General features: G+C 59.7%; 11 protein-coding genes and 2 pseudogenes. 7 read left to right on the top strand and 6 right to left on the bottom strand.

The annotated features are described in order from the left end of the window. Positions 1 to 152: 152 nt before the first annotated feature. The 4 genes and pseudogenes from DOU54_RS23755 to DOU54_RS23740 all read left to right on the top strand — a co-directional run bounded on the left by DOU54_RS23755 (position 153) and on the right by DOU54_RS23740 (position 5798). Positions 153 to 1583: an NAD-dependent succinate-semialdehyde dehydrogenase gene (locus tag DOU54_RS23755; RefSeq protein WP_279873460.1), complete on the top strand. Its 1431-nt coding sequence runs from the start codon at positions 153 to 155 to the stop codon at positions 1581 to 1583. 396 nt (positions 1584 to 1979) lie between these two features. Continuing rightward, positions 1980 to 3731: a type I secretion system permease/ATPase gene (locus DOU54_RS23750; RefSeq protein ID WP_108081655.1), complete on the top strand. Its 1752-nt coding sequence runs from the start codon at positions 1980 to 1982 to the stop codon at positions 3729 to 3731. Between the two features lie 2 nt (positions 3732 to 3733). Continuing rightward, positions 3734 to 5034 (top strand): annotated as a pseudogene (locus DOU54_RS23745) (HlyD family type I secretion periplasmic adaptor subunit). A gap of 464 nt (positions 5035 to 5498) precedes the next feature. Beyond that, positions 5499 to 5798: a hypothetical protein gene (locus DOU54_RS23740; protein ID WP_004445373.1), complete on the top strand. Its 300-nt coding sequence runs from the start codon at positions 5499 to 5501 to the stop codon at positions 5796 to 5798. Positions 5799 to 5885: 87 nt separating this feature from the next. Here the strand turns inward: DOU54_RS23740 and DOU54_RS23735 are convergent, their stop codons facing one another. Continuing rightward, positions 5886 to 6608: a DUF72 domain-containing protein gene (locus DOU54_RS23735; RefSeq protein ID WP_113731899.1), complete on the bottom strand. Its 723-nt coding sequence runs from the start codon at positions 6606 to 6608 to the stop codon at positions 5886 to 5888. 426 nt (positions 6609 to 7034) lie between these two features. Here DOU54_RS23735 and DOU54_RS23730 point away from each other — a divergent pair, with 426 nt between their 5' ends. Continuing rightward, a complete protein-coding gene (locus DOU54_RS23730; RefSeq protein WP_113731898.1) occupies positions 7035 to 7487 on the top strand; it encodes a hypothetical protein in 453 nt (150 codons plus the stop codon). A gap of 114 nt (positions 7488 to 7601) precedes the next feature. Here the strand turns inward: DOU54_RS23730 and DOU54_RS23725 are convergent, their stop codons facing one another. After that, a complete protein-coding gene (locus tag DOU54_RS23725; protein ID WP_006698382.1) occupies positions 7602 to 8219 on the bottom strand; it encodes a TetR/AcrR family transcriptional regulator in 618 nt (205 codons plus the stop codon). Between the two features lie 87 nt (positions 8220 to 8306). Here DOU54_RS23725 and DOU54_RS23720 point away from each other — a divergent pair, with 87 nt between their 5' ends. After that, the gene (locus DOU54_RS23720) at positions 8307 to 9080 is read left to right on the top strand and encodes an SDR family oxidoreductase (RefSeq protein WP_113731897.1); all 774 of its coding nucleotides are present in this window, start codon (positions 8307 to 8309) and stop codon (positions 9078 to 9080) included. A 358-nt stretch (positions 9081 to 9438) separates the two neighbouring features. Here DOU54_RS23720 and DOU54_RS23715 read toward each other — a convergent pair whose 3' ends face one another. Next, positions 9439 to 9999: an NAD(P)H-dependent oxidoreductase gene (locus DOU54_RS23715; RefSeq protein ID WP_034497585.1), complete on the bottom strand. Its 561-nt coding sequence runs from the start codon at positions 9997 to 9999 to the stop codon at positions 9439 to 9441. A 51-nt stretch (positions 10000 to 10050) separates the two neighbouring features. Then, positions 10051 to 10524, bottom strand: a pseudogene (locus DOU54_RS23710) (acyl-CoA dehydrogenase family protein); the annotation flags it as partial. Positions 10525 to 10851: 327 nt separating this feature from the next. Here DOU54_RS23710 and DOU54_RS23705 point away from each other — a divergent pair. Further along, complete coding sequence (locus DOU54_RS23705; RefSeq protein WP_113731896.1) at positions 10852 to 12447, top strand: ABC-F family ATP-binding cassette domain-containing protein; 1596 nt, start codon at positions 10852 to 10854, stop codon at positions 12445 to 12447. 155 nt (positions 12448 to 12602) lie between these two features. On the opposite strand, the gene DOU54_RS23700 is transcribed toward DOU54_RS23705, so the two are convergent. Together DOU54_RS23700 and DOU54_RS23695 are read right to left on the bottom strand one after the other, a co-directional pair. After that, on the bottom strand, positions 12603 to 13358 hold the full coding sequence (locus DOU54_RS23700) for an SDR family NAD(P)-dependent oxidoreductase (protein WP_035206999.1): 756 nt from the start codon (positions 13356 to 13358) through the stop codon (positions 12603 to 12605). Positions 13359 to 13527: 169 nt separating this feature from the next. Continuing rightward, on the bottom strand, positions 13528 to 14469 hold the full coding sequence (locus DOU54_RS23695) for a LysR family transcriptional regulator (protein WP_113731895.1): 942 nt from the start codon (positions 14467 to 14469) through the stop codon (positions 13528 to 13530). Positions 14470 to 14571 lie beyond the last annotated feature (102 nt).

Genomic DNA, 14571 nt, shown 5'->3' with positions numbered 1-14571 from the left:
CCGGTGCGGCGCTACCACCTGTGCCGGTGCCCGTCAGCCGACGGTCATTCGCTGAAATAGCGGCTGGTCGGCGTGCTCGGGTTGTCGTGTCAAAGGGGGAACCGTCCTTGTCGCTTTATCCTGTTCTCCTCGGCAGGCTTGCCCAGCCCGATCTGTTTTCCGATCTTGCAGGCATCGCTCTCGGCGGCAAGGCTTGGTCGGGCGCGGAATTCGATGTTTTAAATCCTTCGACCGGTGCGCTGCTTGCGCGGCTGCCGGATATGGGGCCCTTGGAAACCCGGGACGCGATCGACCGCGCGGCTGAAGCACAGGGCGTGTGGCAGAGCCTGCCGGCCAAGGATAAGAGCGCGGTGATGCGCCGCTGGCACCAACTGATTGTTCTCCATTCGGACGATCTCGCAACGATCCTGACGGCAGAAATGGGTAAACCGCTGACGGAAGCAAAATCCGAAGTCGCCCATGCCGCTGCTTACGTGCAATGGTATGCCGAGGAGGCGAACCGCATCTATGGCGAAACGATTTCCGCCCCTTCCAACGATCGGCGGATGCTGGTTATCAAGCAGCCGGTGGGCGTGGTCGGCACCATCACGCCGTGGAATTTCCCAGCATCCATGGTCGCCCGGAAGATGTCGCCCGCACTTGCCGCCGGCTGTGCCATCGTATTGAAACCAGCGGAACAGACGCCGCTGGTGGCAGGGGCAATGTTCGTGCTCGCGCGGCTTGCCGGTTTTCCGGAAGGGGCGCTTAACCTTATCTATGCCAGTCAGGGCGCCGATGTCGGTGCGGAATTGTGTACCAATGCCAGGATACGCAAGATCAGCTTCACCGGCTCAACCGAAGTCGGGCGGCTGCTGATGAGCCAATGCGCGCCGCAGATAAAGAAGCTCAACCTCGAATTGGGCGGCAATGCACCCTTCATCGTTTTTGACGATGCCGATATTGATGAAGCCGTGGAAGGCGCCATTCAGGCGAAATTCCGCAATGGCGGCCAAACCTGTGTTTCGGCCAACCGCATCTATGTCCAGTCGGCGGTTCACGATGAGTTTTCGGAAAAATTCGTTGCGCGGGTGGCAGAATTGAAGGTTGGCGACGGCTTCGATCCCGAGGTGACCATCGGTCCGATGATCGACAGCCACGCCATCGACAAGATCGAGGCACATCTGGCCGACGCCAGCGCAAGAGGCGGCTCAATAAGGTGCGGCGGCAAGCGTGTCGGCAATGGCGGAACCTTTTTCGAACCAACGGTCCTCACCGGCGTCACCAGCGCGATGCGGGTGGCGCAGGAAGAGACTTTCGGACCTTTAGCGCCGATCATCCGTTTCGACGATGCGGAGCAGGTTGTTCGTGAAGCCAATGACACGATCTACGGTCTGGCTGCCTATTTCTACGCCTCCAATCTCAAGCGCGTGTGGCGTGTTGCCGAAGCCCTGGAATATGGCATGGTCGGTATCAATACCGGCCGCATGTCGTCGGAAGCAGCTCCTTTCGGTGGTGTCAAACAATCCGGCATCGGCCGCGAAGGCTCGCGCCACGGCATGGAGGATTATCTTGAAATGAAATATCTCTGCATGGGCGGCATATAGCGGCCGGCCGTCACGGGTTCCCGTGGATCATCGCCCTCAGTAACATTTGTGCGCCAGCGACGCTGGCTGCGATCAGCCTGTCCTTCATCAACGAGAAACGCAGGGTGGGCTGGTGAAGCAGCAGCCCTTTACGAAACCGAAGGCCGCCATGGGAAATCCCTATGGCGCGTTTACGATTTTTCAGGTCTCCGTCATCCGCACGTTAGCCTTTGCCGCTAGGCGTGCCGACATGGCTCTCGGGCCACTCCCGTGTCGCGAAGGAAGGGCAGGAGATGACGACCTCTTCAAACATGATCGCCGGCCCGCTCGCGATGCGCTTTTTCCCGTTCGCGGAAGATTGTCACAGGCGTATTGCCGCCAGCTGATCCCGCCGCCGCGATTTCAATGGACAGTAAAATGCGTTTCCAATCCGCCAATAGTAATGTTCGTGAGATCAAGGGTGTATTTGCGGGCTGCGCCGTCGCTTTCATCGGCGTCGGCCTCATGAGCGCCCTGGTCAATATTCTTTATCTCACCGGCTCGCTGTTCATGATGGAGGTCTATGACCGCGTCCTGCCCAGCCGCAGCCTGCCGACGCTGGTGGCGCTGTTCGCCATCGTGGTGGCGCTTTACGTATTTCAGGGTCTGTTCGATGCCCTGCGCGGGCGTCTTCTGGTGCGCATCTCCGATCGTCTCGATCAGGTCCTTTCCTCGAGGGTCTACGAGGCGGTGATCGGATTGCAATTGCGCCTGCCGGTCAGCGGCGCCCAGGCACAGCCGCTTCGTGATCTCGATACAATCCGCTCTTTCCTGTCGGGAAGCGGGCCGACGGCCTTGTTCGACCTGCCCTGGCTGCCTTTTTATATTGCCATCTGTTTTGCCTTTCATTTCTGGCTCGGCGCCACCGCGCTTGCCGGCGCCGCAATTCTCACCGCGTTCACGCTGATGACCGAGCTTGTCTCCAGACGCCCCGTCGAGGAGGCCGCGCGACACGCCTCCCAGCGCAATCGGTTGATTGAAAGCGTGCGCCGGAACGCCGACATCGTCGCCGTCATGGGTATGGTTCCGCCCCTGCGCGATCGCTGGCAGACGGGCAACCGCGCTTATGTGCGCGAACAGCGCGCTGCAAGCGATATAGCCTCCGGTTTCGGCGTGGCAAGCAAGGTGCTGCGCATGCTGCTGCAATCCGGCATTCTGGCGGTTGGGGCGTGGCTGGTCATCAATGAGCAGGCGACACCCGGCATCATCATCGCCGGCTCCATCCTGTCGGCGCGGGCGCTCGCGCCGGTGGATCTCGCCATCGCCAACTGGAAGGGCTTCATCGCTGCCCGGCAGAGCCGCCGCCGTCTCGAAAAGACGCTTGCGCTGTTGCCGGATGCCGCCATGCGCATGGACCTTCCGGCGCCCCGCTCCCTTCTCTCCGTCGAACGTGTCGGCGCCATTCCACCGGAAGCGACCGAGCCGGTTCTGCAGGATGTCGCCTTCACGCTGGCGGCCGGAAGCGCCCTTGGCGTGATCGGCGCGAGCGGTTCGGGGAAAAGTTCGCTCGCACGGTTGCTGGTCGGCCTCTGGCGCCCGCTCAAAGGCTCGATCCGGCTGGATGGCGCAACGCTGGACCAATGGCCGGCAGAGGCGCTGGCGCGCCACATCGGCTACATGCCGCAGGCAATCGACTTGCTGGACGGCACCATTGCGGAAAACATCGCCTCTTTCGACCGGCAGGCGAGTTCGGAAAAAATCATCGCGGCCGCCCGTGCTGCGCGCATCCACGACCTCGTTGTGAGCCTGCCCGATGGCTATTCCACTCTGGTAGGCGAAACCGGCCGGCAATTGTCGGCGGGGCAAAAACAGAGAATAGCGCTGGCGCGTGCCCTTTATGGCGAGCCGTTTTTCGTTGTGCTCGACGAACCCAATTCCAACCTCGATTCCGAAGGCGAAGAGGCGCTGACGGCTGCCATTCTCGGCATTCGCGAGCGTGGCGGCGTGGCCGTCATCATCGCCCATCGTCCAAGCGCGCTTCTGGCCGTGGACAAGGTGCTCATGCTCGCTGACGGACGGCAGCAGGCCTTCGGCGCCAAGGAGGAAGTACTCGCCAAGGTGCTGCGTCCGGTCGGTGGTGCGGCAGGCGCCCTCAAGGTCGTGCAGGCCACGGAAGCAGGAAAGATCTGAATATGGATGAATGGCAGACACTCAGACGCTCGATCCGCAACCATATTTTCGTTGGTGGATTGGGTTTTCTAACCCTCGTCGGCGTCTTCGGCGGCTGGGCCGTCGGTACCGAGATTGTGGGTGCGGTCATCGCGCAGGGTTCTCTGGTGGTGGAAACCAGCCTGAAGAAAGTCATCCCGTGGGCGGCGTTGTCAGCGAACTGGCCGTGCGGGACGGAGACCGCGTTAAGGCAGGCGATGTGGTCATGCGTATCGATGCGACGATGACCAAGGCCAATCTCGCCATCATCGTCAAGAGCCTCGATCAATTCACCGCCCGCAAGGCGCGGCTGGAGAGCGAGCGTGATCGGGCCGGGTGGGTGATTTTTCCGCAAACGCTGCTCGATCGCGCCGGCGATGGCGAGGTTCTGGCCATGATGAATGCCGAACAGCGCCTGTATGAAAACCGCAAGGCGGTTCGCGAAAGTAAAAAACGCCAGCTCGAACAACGCGTGCGACAGCTTCGCGATGAGATAAGCGGCATGGAAGCCGAGCGCGCGGCGAATTTACGCGAGCAGGGCATGGTCGATGAAGAGCTCATTCGCTTTCGCTCCCTGCATGAAAGGGGGCTGATGGAAAAAAGCCGCCTCAGCACACTGGAGCGTCAGGCCACGGATATCGACGGTGATATTGGCCGGCTGATGGCCGGCATTGCCGGGGTCGAAGCGAAGATCAGCGAAACCTCGCTGCAAATCCTGCAAATCGACGAACAATGGTCGGAAGAGGTGGGTTCCGATCTGCGCGAAATGGATGCGCGCATCGGTGAATATGTCGAGCGCCGGGTGGCGGCCGAAGACCAGCTGAAACGCGTCGATATCCTGGCGCCGCAGGATGGGGTGGTGCACCAGCTTTCAGTGCACACCATCGGTGGTGTTGTGGCGCCCGGCGAGCAGATCATGATGATCGTGCCGGAAGTCGACAAACTGGTGGTCGAGGTCAAGGTCGCGCCGCAGGATATCGACCAGATCTATTACGGACAGCTGACCAACCTGCGCTTCTCCGCCTTCAACCAGAAAACGACGCCGGAAATAACCGGAACGGTGGAACGTATCTCCGCTGATGTGACGGTGGATCAGCGAACGGGCACCAGTTTTTATCTGGTACGTGTTGCCAGGTCGCAAGAGCAGATAAAGCGTCTTGGCGAATTCAGCCTCATGCCCGGCATGCCGGTGGAAGCTTTCATCACGACAGGTGACCGAAGCGTCTTGTCCTATTTCCTCAAGCCGTTGATTGATCAGGCGAACCGCACCTTCAGAGAGGCTTGAAGGCAATGGGCGAGGGGCGTAGCTAGCGAAATGGTTTGCTCAATTCTGCGATGTCATGCGCTTTAATTGGCGCGTGGCGTTGCAGTTTTCATAGGGCGCTCGGAATTCTGAGCGGTTGGGCCGCCAAGCGGCGTGATTTGGGCGTAACTATTCCGTGTGATGTGGCCCGGTGTCGTTCCATGAAGCGGACAGTATGTTCGTAACGCCCCCTCCGCTAATCGTTGTCCGACAAAGCCTCCAGGGGGTAGCTTCCCTTTGCAACCGCATCGCGTTCATCGAGGCAGGTCCAACCTGGGACAGGCAGCTCATGCTGTGCCGTGTTTTTGCTTTCCGGAGAAATTGAACGGCCGTGTTGAAGCCGGGACTGGAAGCGAAGCGTTTGCATTGTGTGAGTTTCAAAAAGTTTGAATTGACCGCCTCTCACGGCGAGGCAAAACTTGGGGCATTGGCAAGGGAGAGCAAAAATGGACCAGCCGTGGCGTCACATGACAAGCGCACCGAAAGACGGTACCCGGATTCTCGTGACGATCCGCTCGTCGGAGCAAGGCCCGGCACAGGTGGATCTTGTTTATTGGTCCAATGGCGACCGGCTCGGAGCAGAAGGCTGGCGAGCTTCGGATTCCTCACCGGGTCGGATAATTGAATATGCGGAACCGGAGCTGAAGTGCTGGATGCCGGTTCCGGCGGCGAATACCGGTGGGCTATCGGCGCCATCTCCCTGGGAAGGGGATGATGACCGCGAGCTTTTCGGATCCGGAATATGATGGGTGGAATTGCAGTGAATTTGCGGGAATATCGCGGTGTATCATCCCTGCCTCGTCCGCGGAACTGATATCGCAAGTGCGGCTGCATCATCCTGATGCCATGCGCGCAGGATCGCGTGCGGGCATGGATGTCATGCTCAGAGCATTCTCGATTGCAGCGCCTGAGGCGGTGTTGTCGAAGACGCACCAACCGTCAGGCGCAACGAGTTCGCAAAAGTGCCTGATCTCATCGTCGCTATAAGTGGAATAATAGATCTTTGGTTTTCCGTGCAGGCGAACATATTGCGGGGGTTCGTTGAAGGTTTCCGCAGGCCACACGAGCGCCGGATCGGCGAAAACGCGGTCAATCTTGTATGTTTTCAGCAAATCAATCGCGTCCTGCGACGCCCAGCTCTCGTGCCGGGCTTCAATGACAATCTGCCCTTTATCAGACCCACGCATCGCCTCGAACGCCCTGTCTGACGTCCGGAAATCAAAGGCAAGCGATGGCGGAAGCTGACACAGAAGCGGTCCACGCTTTCGACCCAGTGGCGCAAGGTCTTTTATGAAAGTTTCAAACGGCTCGGCTATATCGTTCATTCTGCGCGTATGCGAAATCTCTTTGGGCATCTTTGCAGAGAAACGGAAGGTGTCGGGCACTGATTCAGCCCACCGCGCGAAGGTGGACGCCTTGTGCCGACGGTAGAATGTGGAGTTGATTTCGACTCCATCAAAGACCGAGGCGTAACGTTGAAGGCCGCTCCCCTCGGCCGGGAACCGGTCGGCCACCTTTCTCGGGATGGACCAGGCCGCAGTGGCAATGATTGGCAAATCGTGTCTCCTTCACCTCACCGGATCCAGTTCAACTCTTTAAAGCTCGACTTCAGCTCAAGAATTTGCTCCAGCCAAGTTCGTCTTAAAACCTCGTCGGCTGACAAGGTTCCGCGACGGTGATTCGGTTGGGGGTCCAGCCGGCTCTTTTCAGCGTCGCTTGCTGGTAAATAGCCGGTTGCAGCATCGAGACGGATCCGGGTGCTCGAATAGTATTCCCGTTACACAGCGTCGGATGTTGGCGTCTGCGTCTTCCCATGAAAGTAGCGATGAAACCGGACAATGACCCGGGAGCCGAGACTGACCGATGATTGAAATTTCCGCTGCTACCAGTTGGCTAATGGCTGAGTTCCGACCGGGCTTGGAACACTTCGACAAGGTCCGCGGTTTGTACCAAGGGTCAAGGCGGAAAAGAGAGGAGATATCATGTCTAACTCAAAATCCACGGATGGCGATTACGCCGAAAACACGGGTACGACCGACAATCGGTTCGGCTACTCGCTTGAAAGCCAGGCTCAGTTTGACGATGCCACCGAGATAGCGCGCGGAACGGCCGCCGGCGAAACCCTCAATGTTTATCGCCTTGAACCTGTTGCGGCGCCGGACGACCCACGCTGGCAGAATGCGCCTGCCCACGGAACCGTGGTCGTCGCAGCGCGGACGGCGGGTGATGCACGGGTTGTCGCTGCAGGTGCGGAACTCGATTTCATGGAGATCGACGCCCTTCCCGCTGAAGACGTGTCGACGTTGAATGCAAGCGCCTTTAGAGATGAAAAACTCTATACGGTGATCGAAGTGGAACACGGTCGACAGGGTCTGACGCGAGGGGTGATGAACGGCGATGTCCGTATAGACACCATCAAGCCAGTGCAGATCTGAGAACGTGCCGACCCGAAGGGCTGCGGAATTCTCCGTTCTGCCGCAGGCTTTCAGTTATCAGCTCCGATCTGGGTAACGATATGATCGTCAGCTCACCCGGCGGGCCTGCTCCCGTCAGGGGATACGCGTTCCGGGCCAAGCTGCGAGGGCAAGGTCGATCAGCCGCTTCAGCAAGGCGTTGCAGGCGCCATCGCAGGCTTGGGCGGACATGCCCTGGATGATTGCACCATAAAAGCGGGCAAGCGTGTCGGTATCGGTTCCCGCCGGCAGTTCCCCTTCGTCGACTGCACGGTCGAAGCGGGTCTTGAGGGCCTGCATTGATGCCTCGCGCAATGTCGCCGTCAGACGCGCTACGGACGCATTTTCTTCCGCATGCTGCAGGACGGCCGTGGAGACCATGCATCCGCGCGGCTTGTCCGGCTGGGTGTCTCCATCGGCAATATCGTAGAGGTAAAGCCTCAGAGCTTCGTAAAGCGGCAGATCGGACTGCAATATGTCGGATCGACGGCTGTTTTCACGAGCAATGCTGAAATCCAGCGCCTGGCGGTACAACTCCTCCTTCGATCCAAACATCGAATAGAGCGTCGGCGGATTGATGCCCATCGCTTTCGTCAGATCGGCGGTTGAGGTTCCTTCGTAGCCGCGCTCCCAAAACAGCCGTGCCGCGATGTCGAGCCCAACGTCGCGATCGAGCAGGCGGGGTCTGCCTCGTCTGCGGACTGGTGTCTCCATAAAATAGTGATCCCTATTATATTGTTGACAGATGCGCTTCGCTCATTATTATAGGGGTCACTATTTATTTTGGCAACGGAGTGATCAATGTCCAGGCGACTTGCAGACAAGACAGCCCTTATCACTGGAGGTTCACGCGGGATCGGCCGGGCGGTTGCCCTTGCCTTTGCCAGGGAGGGTGCCGCGCTGATTGGCGTGCATTATGCCGCCAACGCGGATGCGGCCAATGCCACGGTGCGCGAGATCGAAGGGCTCGGCGTCAAGGCCGTCGCCGTGAAGGCCGATCTCAGACAGGGCAAGGACGCGGCCGACAGCCTGTGGGCGCAGTTCAGCGAAGCAGCGCAGATCGAGACGGGCTCGACCGCTCTTGACATTCTCGTGAACAATGCCGGTATCGCGCCCGCACTGCCATTGACGCAGACGAGCGAAGCCGCGTTCGATGAGGTGATGACGATCAACTACAAGGCGCCGTTTTTCCTGATCCAGGCCGTGGCCGACCACATCCGTGAAAACGGCCGTATTATCAACGTCTCGACCGGGTTTACGCGCATCGCAGCGCCGACTCATCCCGCTTACGCCGCGTCCAAGGGCGCGCTGGAACCGTTGACATTGGCGCTGGCACCGGAGTTTGCTACGCGCGGTATCACAGTCAATGCCGTGCTGCCGGGTGTCACGGAAACCGACATGAATGCAGAGTGGCTGTCGTCTCCGGAAGCGCGCGCTGGCGCCGAAGCCCTCTCTGTATTTTCGCGCGTCGGAAAGGCGGAGGATATCGCCGACGTGATTACCTTCCTCGCATCCAGCGATGCCCGCTGGACCACGGGCCAGATGATCGATGCAACGGGCGGCGCCCGCATCTAGGGTACGTTGCTCTTGCTTTAGCTAAAGCTGTTCAAGCAAAAGCAGCCCACGAGGAGAGTCTGATTAAGTTCAGCTTGCTTGTCGTTTATCATCACATCCACGGGCGCTACGCGTGTCCGTGGCGTCGTTATCCCCTTGTGCGGTGCCGCCGAGCTACGCGCAAACGTGGTCGCGGACATGTGACGCGCCGATCCCTGCAGATTGATCCTGCCGGCACGCCGTCTAAACGCTTTGCACTACCCCAGCGGGATGCAGCCCAAGGCAAAGCCACCGGCGCTGTCGCGGCGGGTTCAGCCAAATTCCGATAGTGTTCTGTCGCGCCTGCAGCCTGCCTTGGCAAAAGCCGTCCATTTCTAAATTATTCTGCGGCGATTGTTACGTTTCCGAAACGAGCTTTGACGAGAAGCGCGGCTTCTGCGATTGCCTGATTTACCCGGGCGTTCACCACGGGAGAAACCTGCCCTTCCACGTAATCCCGGCCGGAGGTGTAGATTGCGGTCGGCGTCACGAAGGCTTCGAAAAAGGCAAATAGCGGCCTGAGTTGGTGTTCCACCACAAGCGAGTGCCGGTCCCCGCCGCCTGTCGCCGTCAAGATGACAGGTTTGCCCCTGAGGTCGGCGGGATCGAGAAGATCGATGACGTGTTTGAAGAGGCCGGTATAGCTTCCCTTGTAAGTCGGTGAACCGATCACCAGAGCTTCAGCGTCGATGATGGTCTGAACGACCTGCCGCGCGCTGACTTCCAGGTCTGCTACGGATCGTGCCGAGCTTAGGGAGGGGCCGAGATCCTCAACGTCGAAAACCTGATGTTGCAGGCCCAGTTGGCCGGCCAGCGCCTCGCTGACGCTTTCGACGAAGCGTTTTGTGCTTGATGGCCGCGATGTGTTGCCGGAGAAACCGACGATCAGATTGTTGCTCATTGAACTTTCTTTCGGGTGATCCTGCATAAATGCGGTTTCTGTCTGCGCGCCCTAGGCCGTCTTGAGAATTGACAGCCCGGCCGGATGTGCCGATCGATCATTCTCGCCGGTCTTCCACTTCTCAAAGGCGGCGCGTCCGAGAATGGCGACGGACGTGTCTTCCTGAGGTGCATGGACGAGGACTGACTGGATATCCCGGAAATGACGCTCGAGCCCGAGATCGGGGTTGCCGATGCCGCGGACCGCCAGCTGGACAGCGTCGCGGATTTGCCTCCCGGCGAGAAGGCGGGCCCTTATCAGGTGTTCGGCATCGCCAATATGGTTTGCGAGCGCGCCAAAGATGATCTGGCGGGCGCCGGCAACCAGAAGGTCGATTTCACCCGAGAGCTCAACGAAACGTTCCGTTTGCGCAATCGGGCGGCCAAGATTAGCCGGCACGCGCTCATGCGCGAAGCGGATGAACGCTTCTTGGGCGGCTTCGGCCGCGCCCAGATAGATGGCGGTGAGTGCAAGCGTCATTGCCGCGGATAGTGGCGAGCGCTATCTTTCGCTTTTTGATGCCCCTGACTGAAAAGTCTGCTCGCATGGTTCGCGGCCCCGGAGAAGTTTGAACTGTGCCCGTGAATGACCATGTCGGCGAAATCATTGCCCTCTGACGCCGGATGTGGAGCGAACACAAGACCGTCAGCCGCCGATGCTTGAAAAGAGTGCAGGCCGTTATTGAAGCGGCCTTGAATGTCCCATTTTCAAACGCTACATTCCATCGGTCCGCAGCAACAACAGGATGGTCGACAATGGATTTCAACCCGATAGCAACGCCACTTTGCCTTGCCATGCGGGAAAACCTTGTCCATGACCCACTTTATCACACTCTCCAATCTGTCCTGGTTCACGCCTGACGGTCGTTCGCTTTTCACCAATCTGAATATTGTGTTCGGCCCGGAGCGTGTCGGGCTTGTCGGTCGTAACGGCGCCGGCAAGACGACGCTCTTGAAGCTGATCGCCGGCGAATTGACACCATCTTCGGGTTCTGTCTCTGCACCGTCGGGTATCCACATCCTGCGTCAAAGCGTCCAGGTGGCCGAAGATGAGACGATTGCCGATCTCTTTGGCGCGCGTGATGCGCTCGCTGTGCTTGAACGGGCGCAGGCGGGTGGCGCGACGTTGGAGGAACTGGCCGATATTGATTGGATGCTTGAGACGAATATCGAGGCGGCACTCGCGCGCTTCGGCCTGTCCATGCCCGCGACGACACTGCTCGCCCGACTCTCCGGCGGGCAGCGCACCCGTGCAGCGCTTGCCGCTCAAATCTATCATGCACCGGAGTTCCTGATCCTCGACGAACCCACGAACAACCTCGATCGTGACGGTCGGACTGCAGTGATCGAACTTGTGAGCGGCTGGCGTCACGGCGCAATCATTGTCAGCCATGATCGTGAATTGCTTGAAACGGTCGACAGCATTGCTGAACTGACATCGCTCGGTATCAGCCGTTATGGCGGAAACTGGAACCACTACAGCGATCGCAAGGCACTGGAGCTTGACAATGCCAGGCATGAACTGGCCGAGGCCGAGAAGCGGCTCAGCGCCGTCGAGCGCAAGGCGCAGGAGACGGCCGAGCGGCAGGCTCGTCGCGATGGTGCAGGCAAAAGGAAGGCGGCGGAAGGAGGAATACCGAGAATTTCGGCCGGAGGGCGCGCCATGCGGGCGGAGCAGACAGGCGGTGACAACGCCGCCACGGCGCGCCGAATGACGGGGGAGGCCAAGGCAGACGTCGCAGAGGCGCGAGGGCGCATTGAGGTACTTGAACCATTCATGCTGTCCATACCGTCCACCGGACTGGTGGCGTCAAAGACGGTTCTGCGGCTGGAAGACGTAACTGCGGGTTACGAACGCAATGCGCCTGTCCTGTCCGATCTGTCGCTTGCGATTACAGGTCCGGAACGGATTGCGGTGGCGGGGCCGAACGGTTCGGGAAAGACGACGCTGCTTTCCGTCATCACCGGGTCTCTCGCGCCATTTTCTGGTTCGGTCCGGGTTGAGGTTGCTTGCGCGTTGCTGGACCAGAAGGTCAGCTTGCTGCGACCCGGGCTATCCATCCGGGACAATTTCATGCGTCTCAACCCGCGGTCCAGTGATAACGCCTGCAGGGCCGCTCTTGCCCGCTTCCTGTTTCGCGGCGACGCCGGTTTGCAGGATGTGCGGCATCTGTCTGGCGGCCAGATGCTGCGCGCCGGCCTTGCCTGCGTCCTTGGCAACCAGAAGCCGCCGCAGCTTCTCATACTCGATGAACCCACCAATCACCTCGATCTTGATTCCGTCGCGATCGTGGAGGCCGGCCTGGAAGCGTATGACGGCGCAATTCTGGTCGTCAGCCACGACGAGGCGTTTCTGGAGGGGATCGGCGTGTCCCGGCGGTTTGAGCTTCATGGACGCCGTCAAACATGAGCAACGCCGCGCATTTTAGCGCGGCATTTGGTCATTCGAGAAGCCAGCTCGAAGGCCTGAAGAACGTCCTGAGGCTCTCTGTGCAGGCGATTGACAGCAGCACGCATCTTGTTTCTTGTTTCGAAACGGAGGCCACCCGCCACTGCGATTCAGCGTTAAACCTGTGCCTGGCCGCCGTCCGCGAAGAGCTCGGCGCCGTTGACGAAGCTCGCATCATCGGAGGCGAGGAACAGCGTCGCCTTGGCGATTTCCTCGGCTTCGCCGACGCGACCGAGAGGGATGCGAGAGGCGAGATAGTCGAGCAGGCCCTGCTGCTGTTCCTTGTCGTCGCCTGCAAGTTCGACGAGGCCTGGTGTGCGCGTGGCGCCGGGCGAGATGACGTTGACGCGGATGCCCGTGCCCTTGAGGTCGAGAGCCCAGGAACGAGCCAGGTTGCGCACCGCGGCCTTGGAAGCGGAATAGACGGAAAAGGCAGCCGTGCCTTCGGTGCCGGCAGTCGAACCCGTCAGCACGATGGACGAGCCCTTGCCCATCAGCGGAAGTGCCGCCTGCACGGTCAGGATCACAGCTTTCACGTTGCGGCCGAAGGTGTCGTCAATCTGCTCCTCGGTGATCTGGCCGAGCGGCAGCATGGTGCCGCCACCGGCATTGACGATGAGGGCGTCAAGGCCGCCCTGTTCCGCCTTCACCTGGGCGAACAGCTTGTCGAGGTCAGCGTTGCTCGAGGAGTCCGCCTGTACGCCGACCGCGCCCTGTCCTATTTCTGCCACCGCCTTGTCCAGAGCGGCCTTGCGGCGGCCTGTGATATAGACGCGTGCGCCTTCGGCAGCGAACAACTTGGCCGTCGAAAGACCGATGCCGCTGGTTGCTCCGGTGATGACGGCGATCTTGTTTTGAAGCCTGTTGGCCATGTTAACTCTCCTGATGCTTGGGCGCGCGAAATGGTTCAGCCCGAATGCACGGCCTTGTGAAGTTCTGAATTTGCTCGGGATGTGGCGCTGGCCGTTGGCCTCGTCACCGTCCGATGAGGAGAAGTTAGTTCGTCAGCCCGGTGGAGAGAAGCAGCTCAGGATGGAGACATTATCCATCTGGATGGATAGTCGTCTTCGTCACATCGCGCCGTGCGTCGACCGCTTCGAACACCTTCGCTGCCCATTCCGTGAAGGCGCGTAGCCGCGGATTTGGGAAACGATCAGCGGGATAGACGAGATGAAGGGGATGATTGTCCGGCTTCCAGTCGGGCAGAAGTTCAACCAGCGCCCCGCTCTTGAAATGGGGCCGCGCGAGAAATCCGAAGCTTTGGCCAATTCCCAGTCCCGACAGCAGCGCGTTCAGATGCGCGGTACTCTCGTTGACGGAAACGCCGCCAGAGGCCGGGAGATACTCGCTTCGCTCTTCGCCGCGCTGAAAACGCAATGGAAATCTCTTTCCAGATGACGCGGAGAAGTAGGAGACGATCCGATGCTTCTCGATATCGTCAGGTCGCTCCGGCAACTGCAGACCAGCCAGATAAGTGGGCGATGCGCAAATGACGTAGTCCAGCTCGCACAGCTTCCGCGCCTTCATCGATGAGTCACCCAGCGCCCCGCCGCGAATGACGCAATCGATACCCTCACTGACGAGATCTGCGGGGCGATCGCTGACACCGAGCATGAGATCGATTTCTGGATAATGGCGCTGAAAATCCGAAAGTGCCGGGATGAGGATCTGGTTTGCCAGCACAGATCCGATGTCGACGCGCAGCTTTCCTTTGGGTGTGCTGCGGGAGCCGGCAATAGTGCCGTCCATGTCATCGAGATCGGCGAGGAGCTTCAGCGCGCGTTCGTGATAAGCGACGCCCTCCGTGGTCATCGTGACCGACCGCGTGGTGCGCTCCACGAGCTTTGTTCCGAGATGTGCCTCGAGATCCTGCACCAGCTTGCTGACTGAGGACCGAGGAAGGTTCAGCATATCCGCCGCCTTGGCGAAGGACCCGGCTTCGGCGACGCGGAGAAATGTTCGAATGGCGAGTATCTGATCCAAGAGAGGCCCAACAAGCAGGTGGAGATAATCTACATCTACACTTGGCCGGCGAGCCCTGCCATGCAGGTTCTTGCGAAAGGTGGATAAATCTGCGCCATACGA

It is taken from the genome of Agrobacterium sp. MS2 (assembly GCF_003261015.1).
GTDB lineage: Bacteria > Pseudomonadota > Alphaproteobacteria > Rhizobiales > Rhizobiaceae > Agrobacterium > Agrobacterium pusense.
Note: the sequence above shows the minus strand (reverse complement) of the source record. Positions and strands in the feature narration are given on the sequence as shown.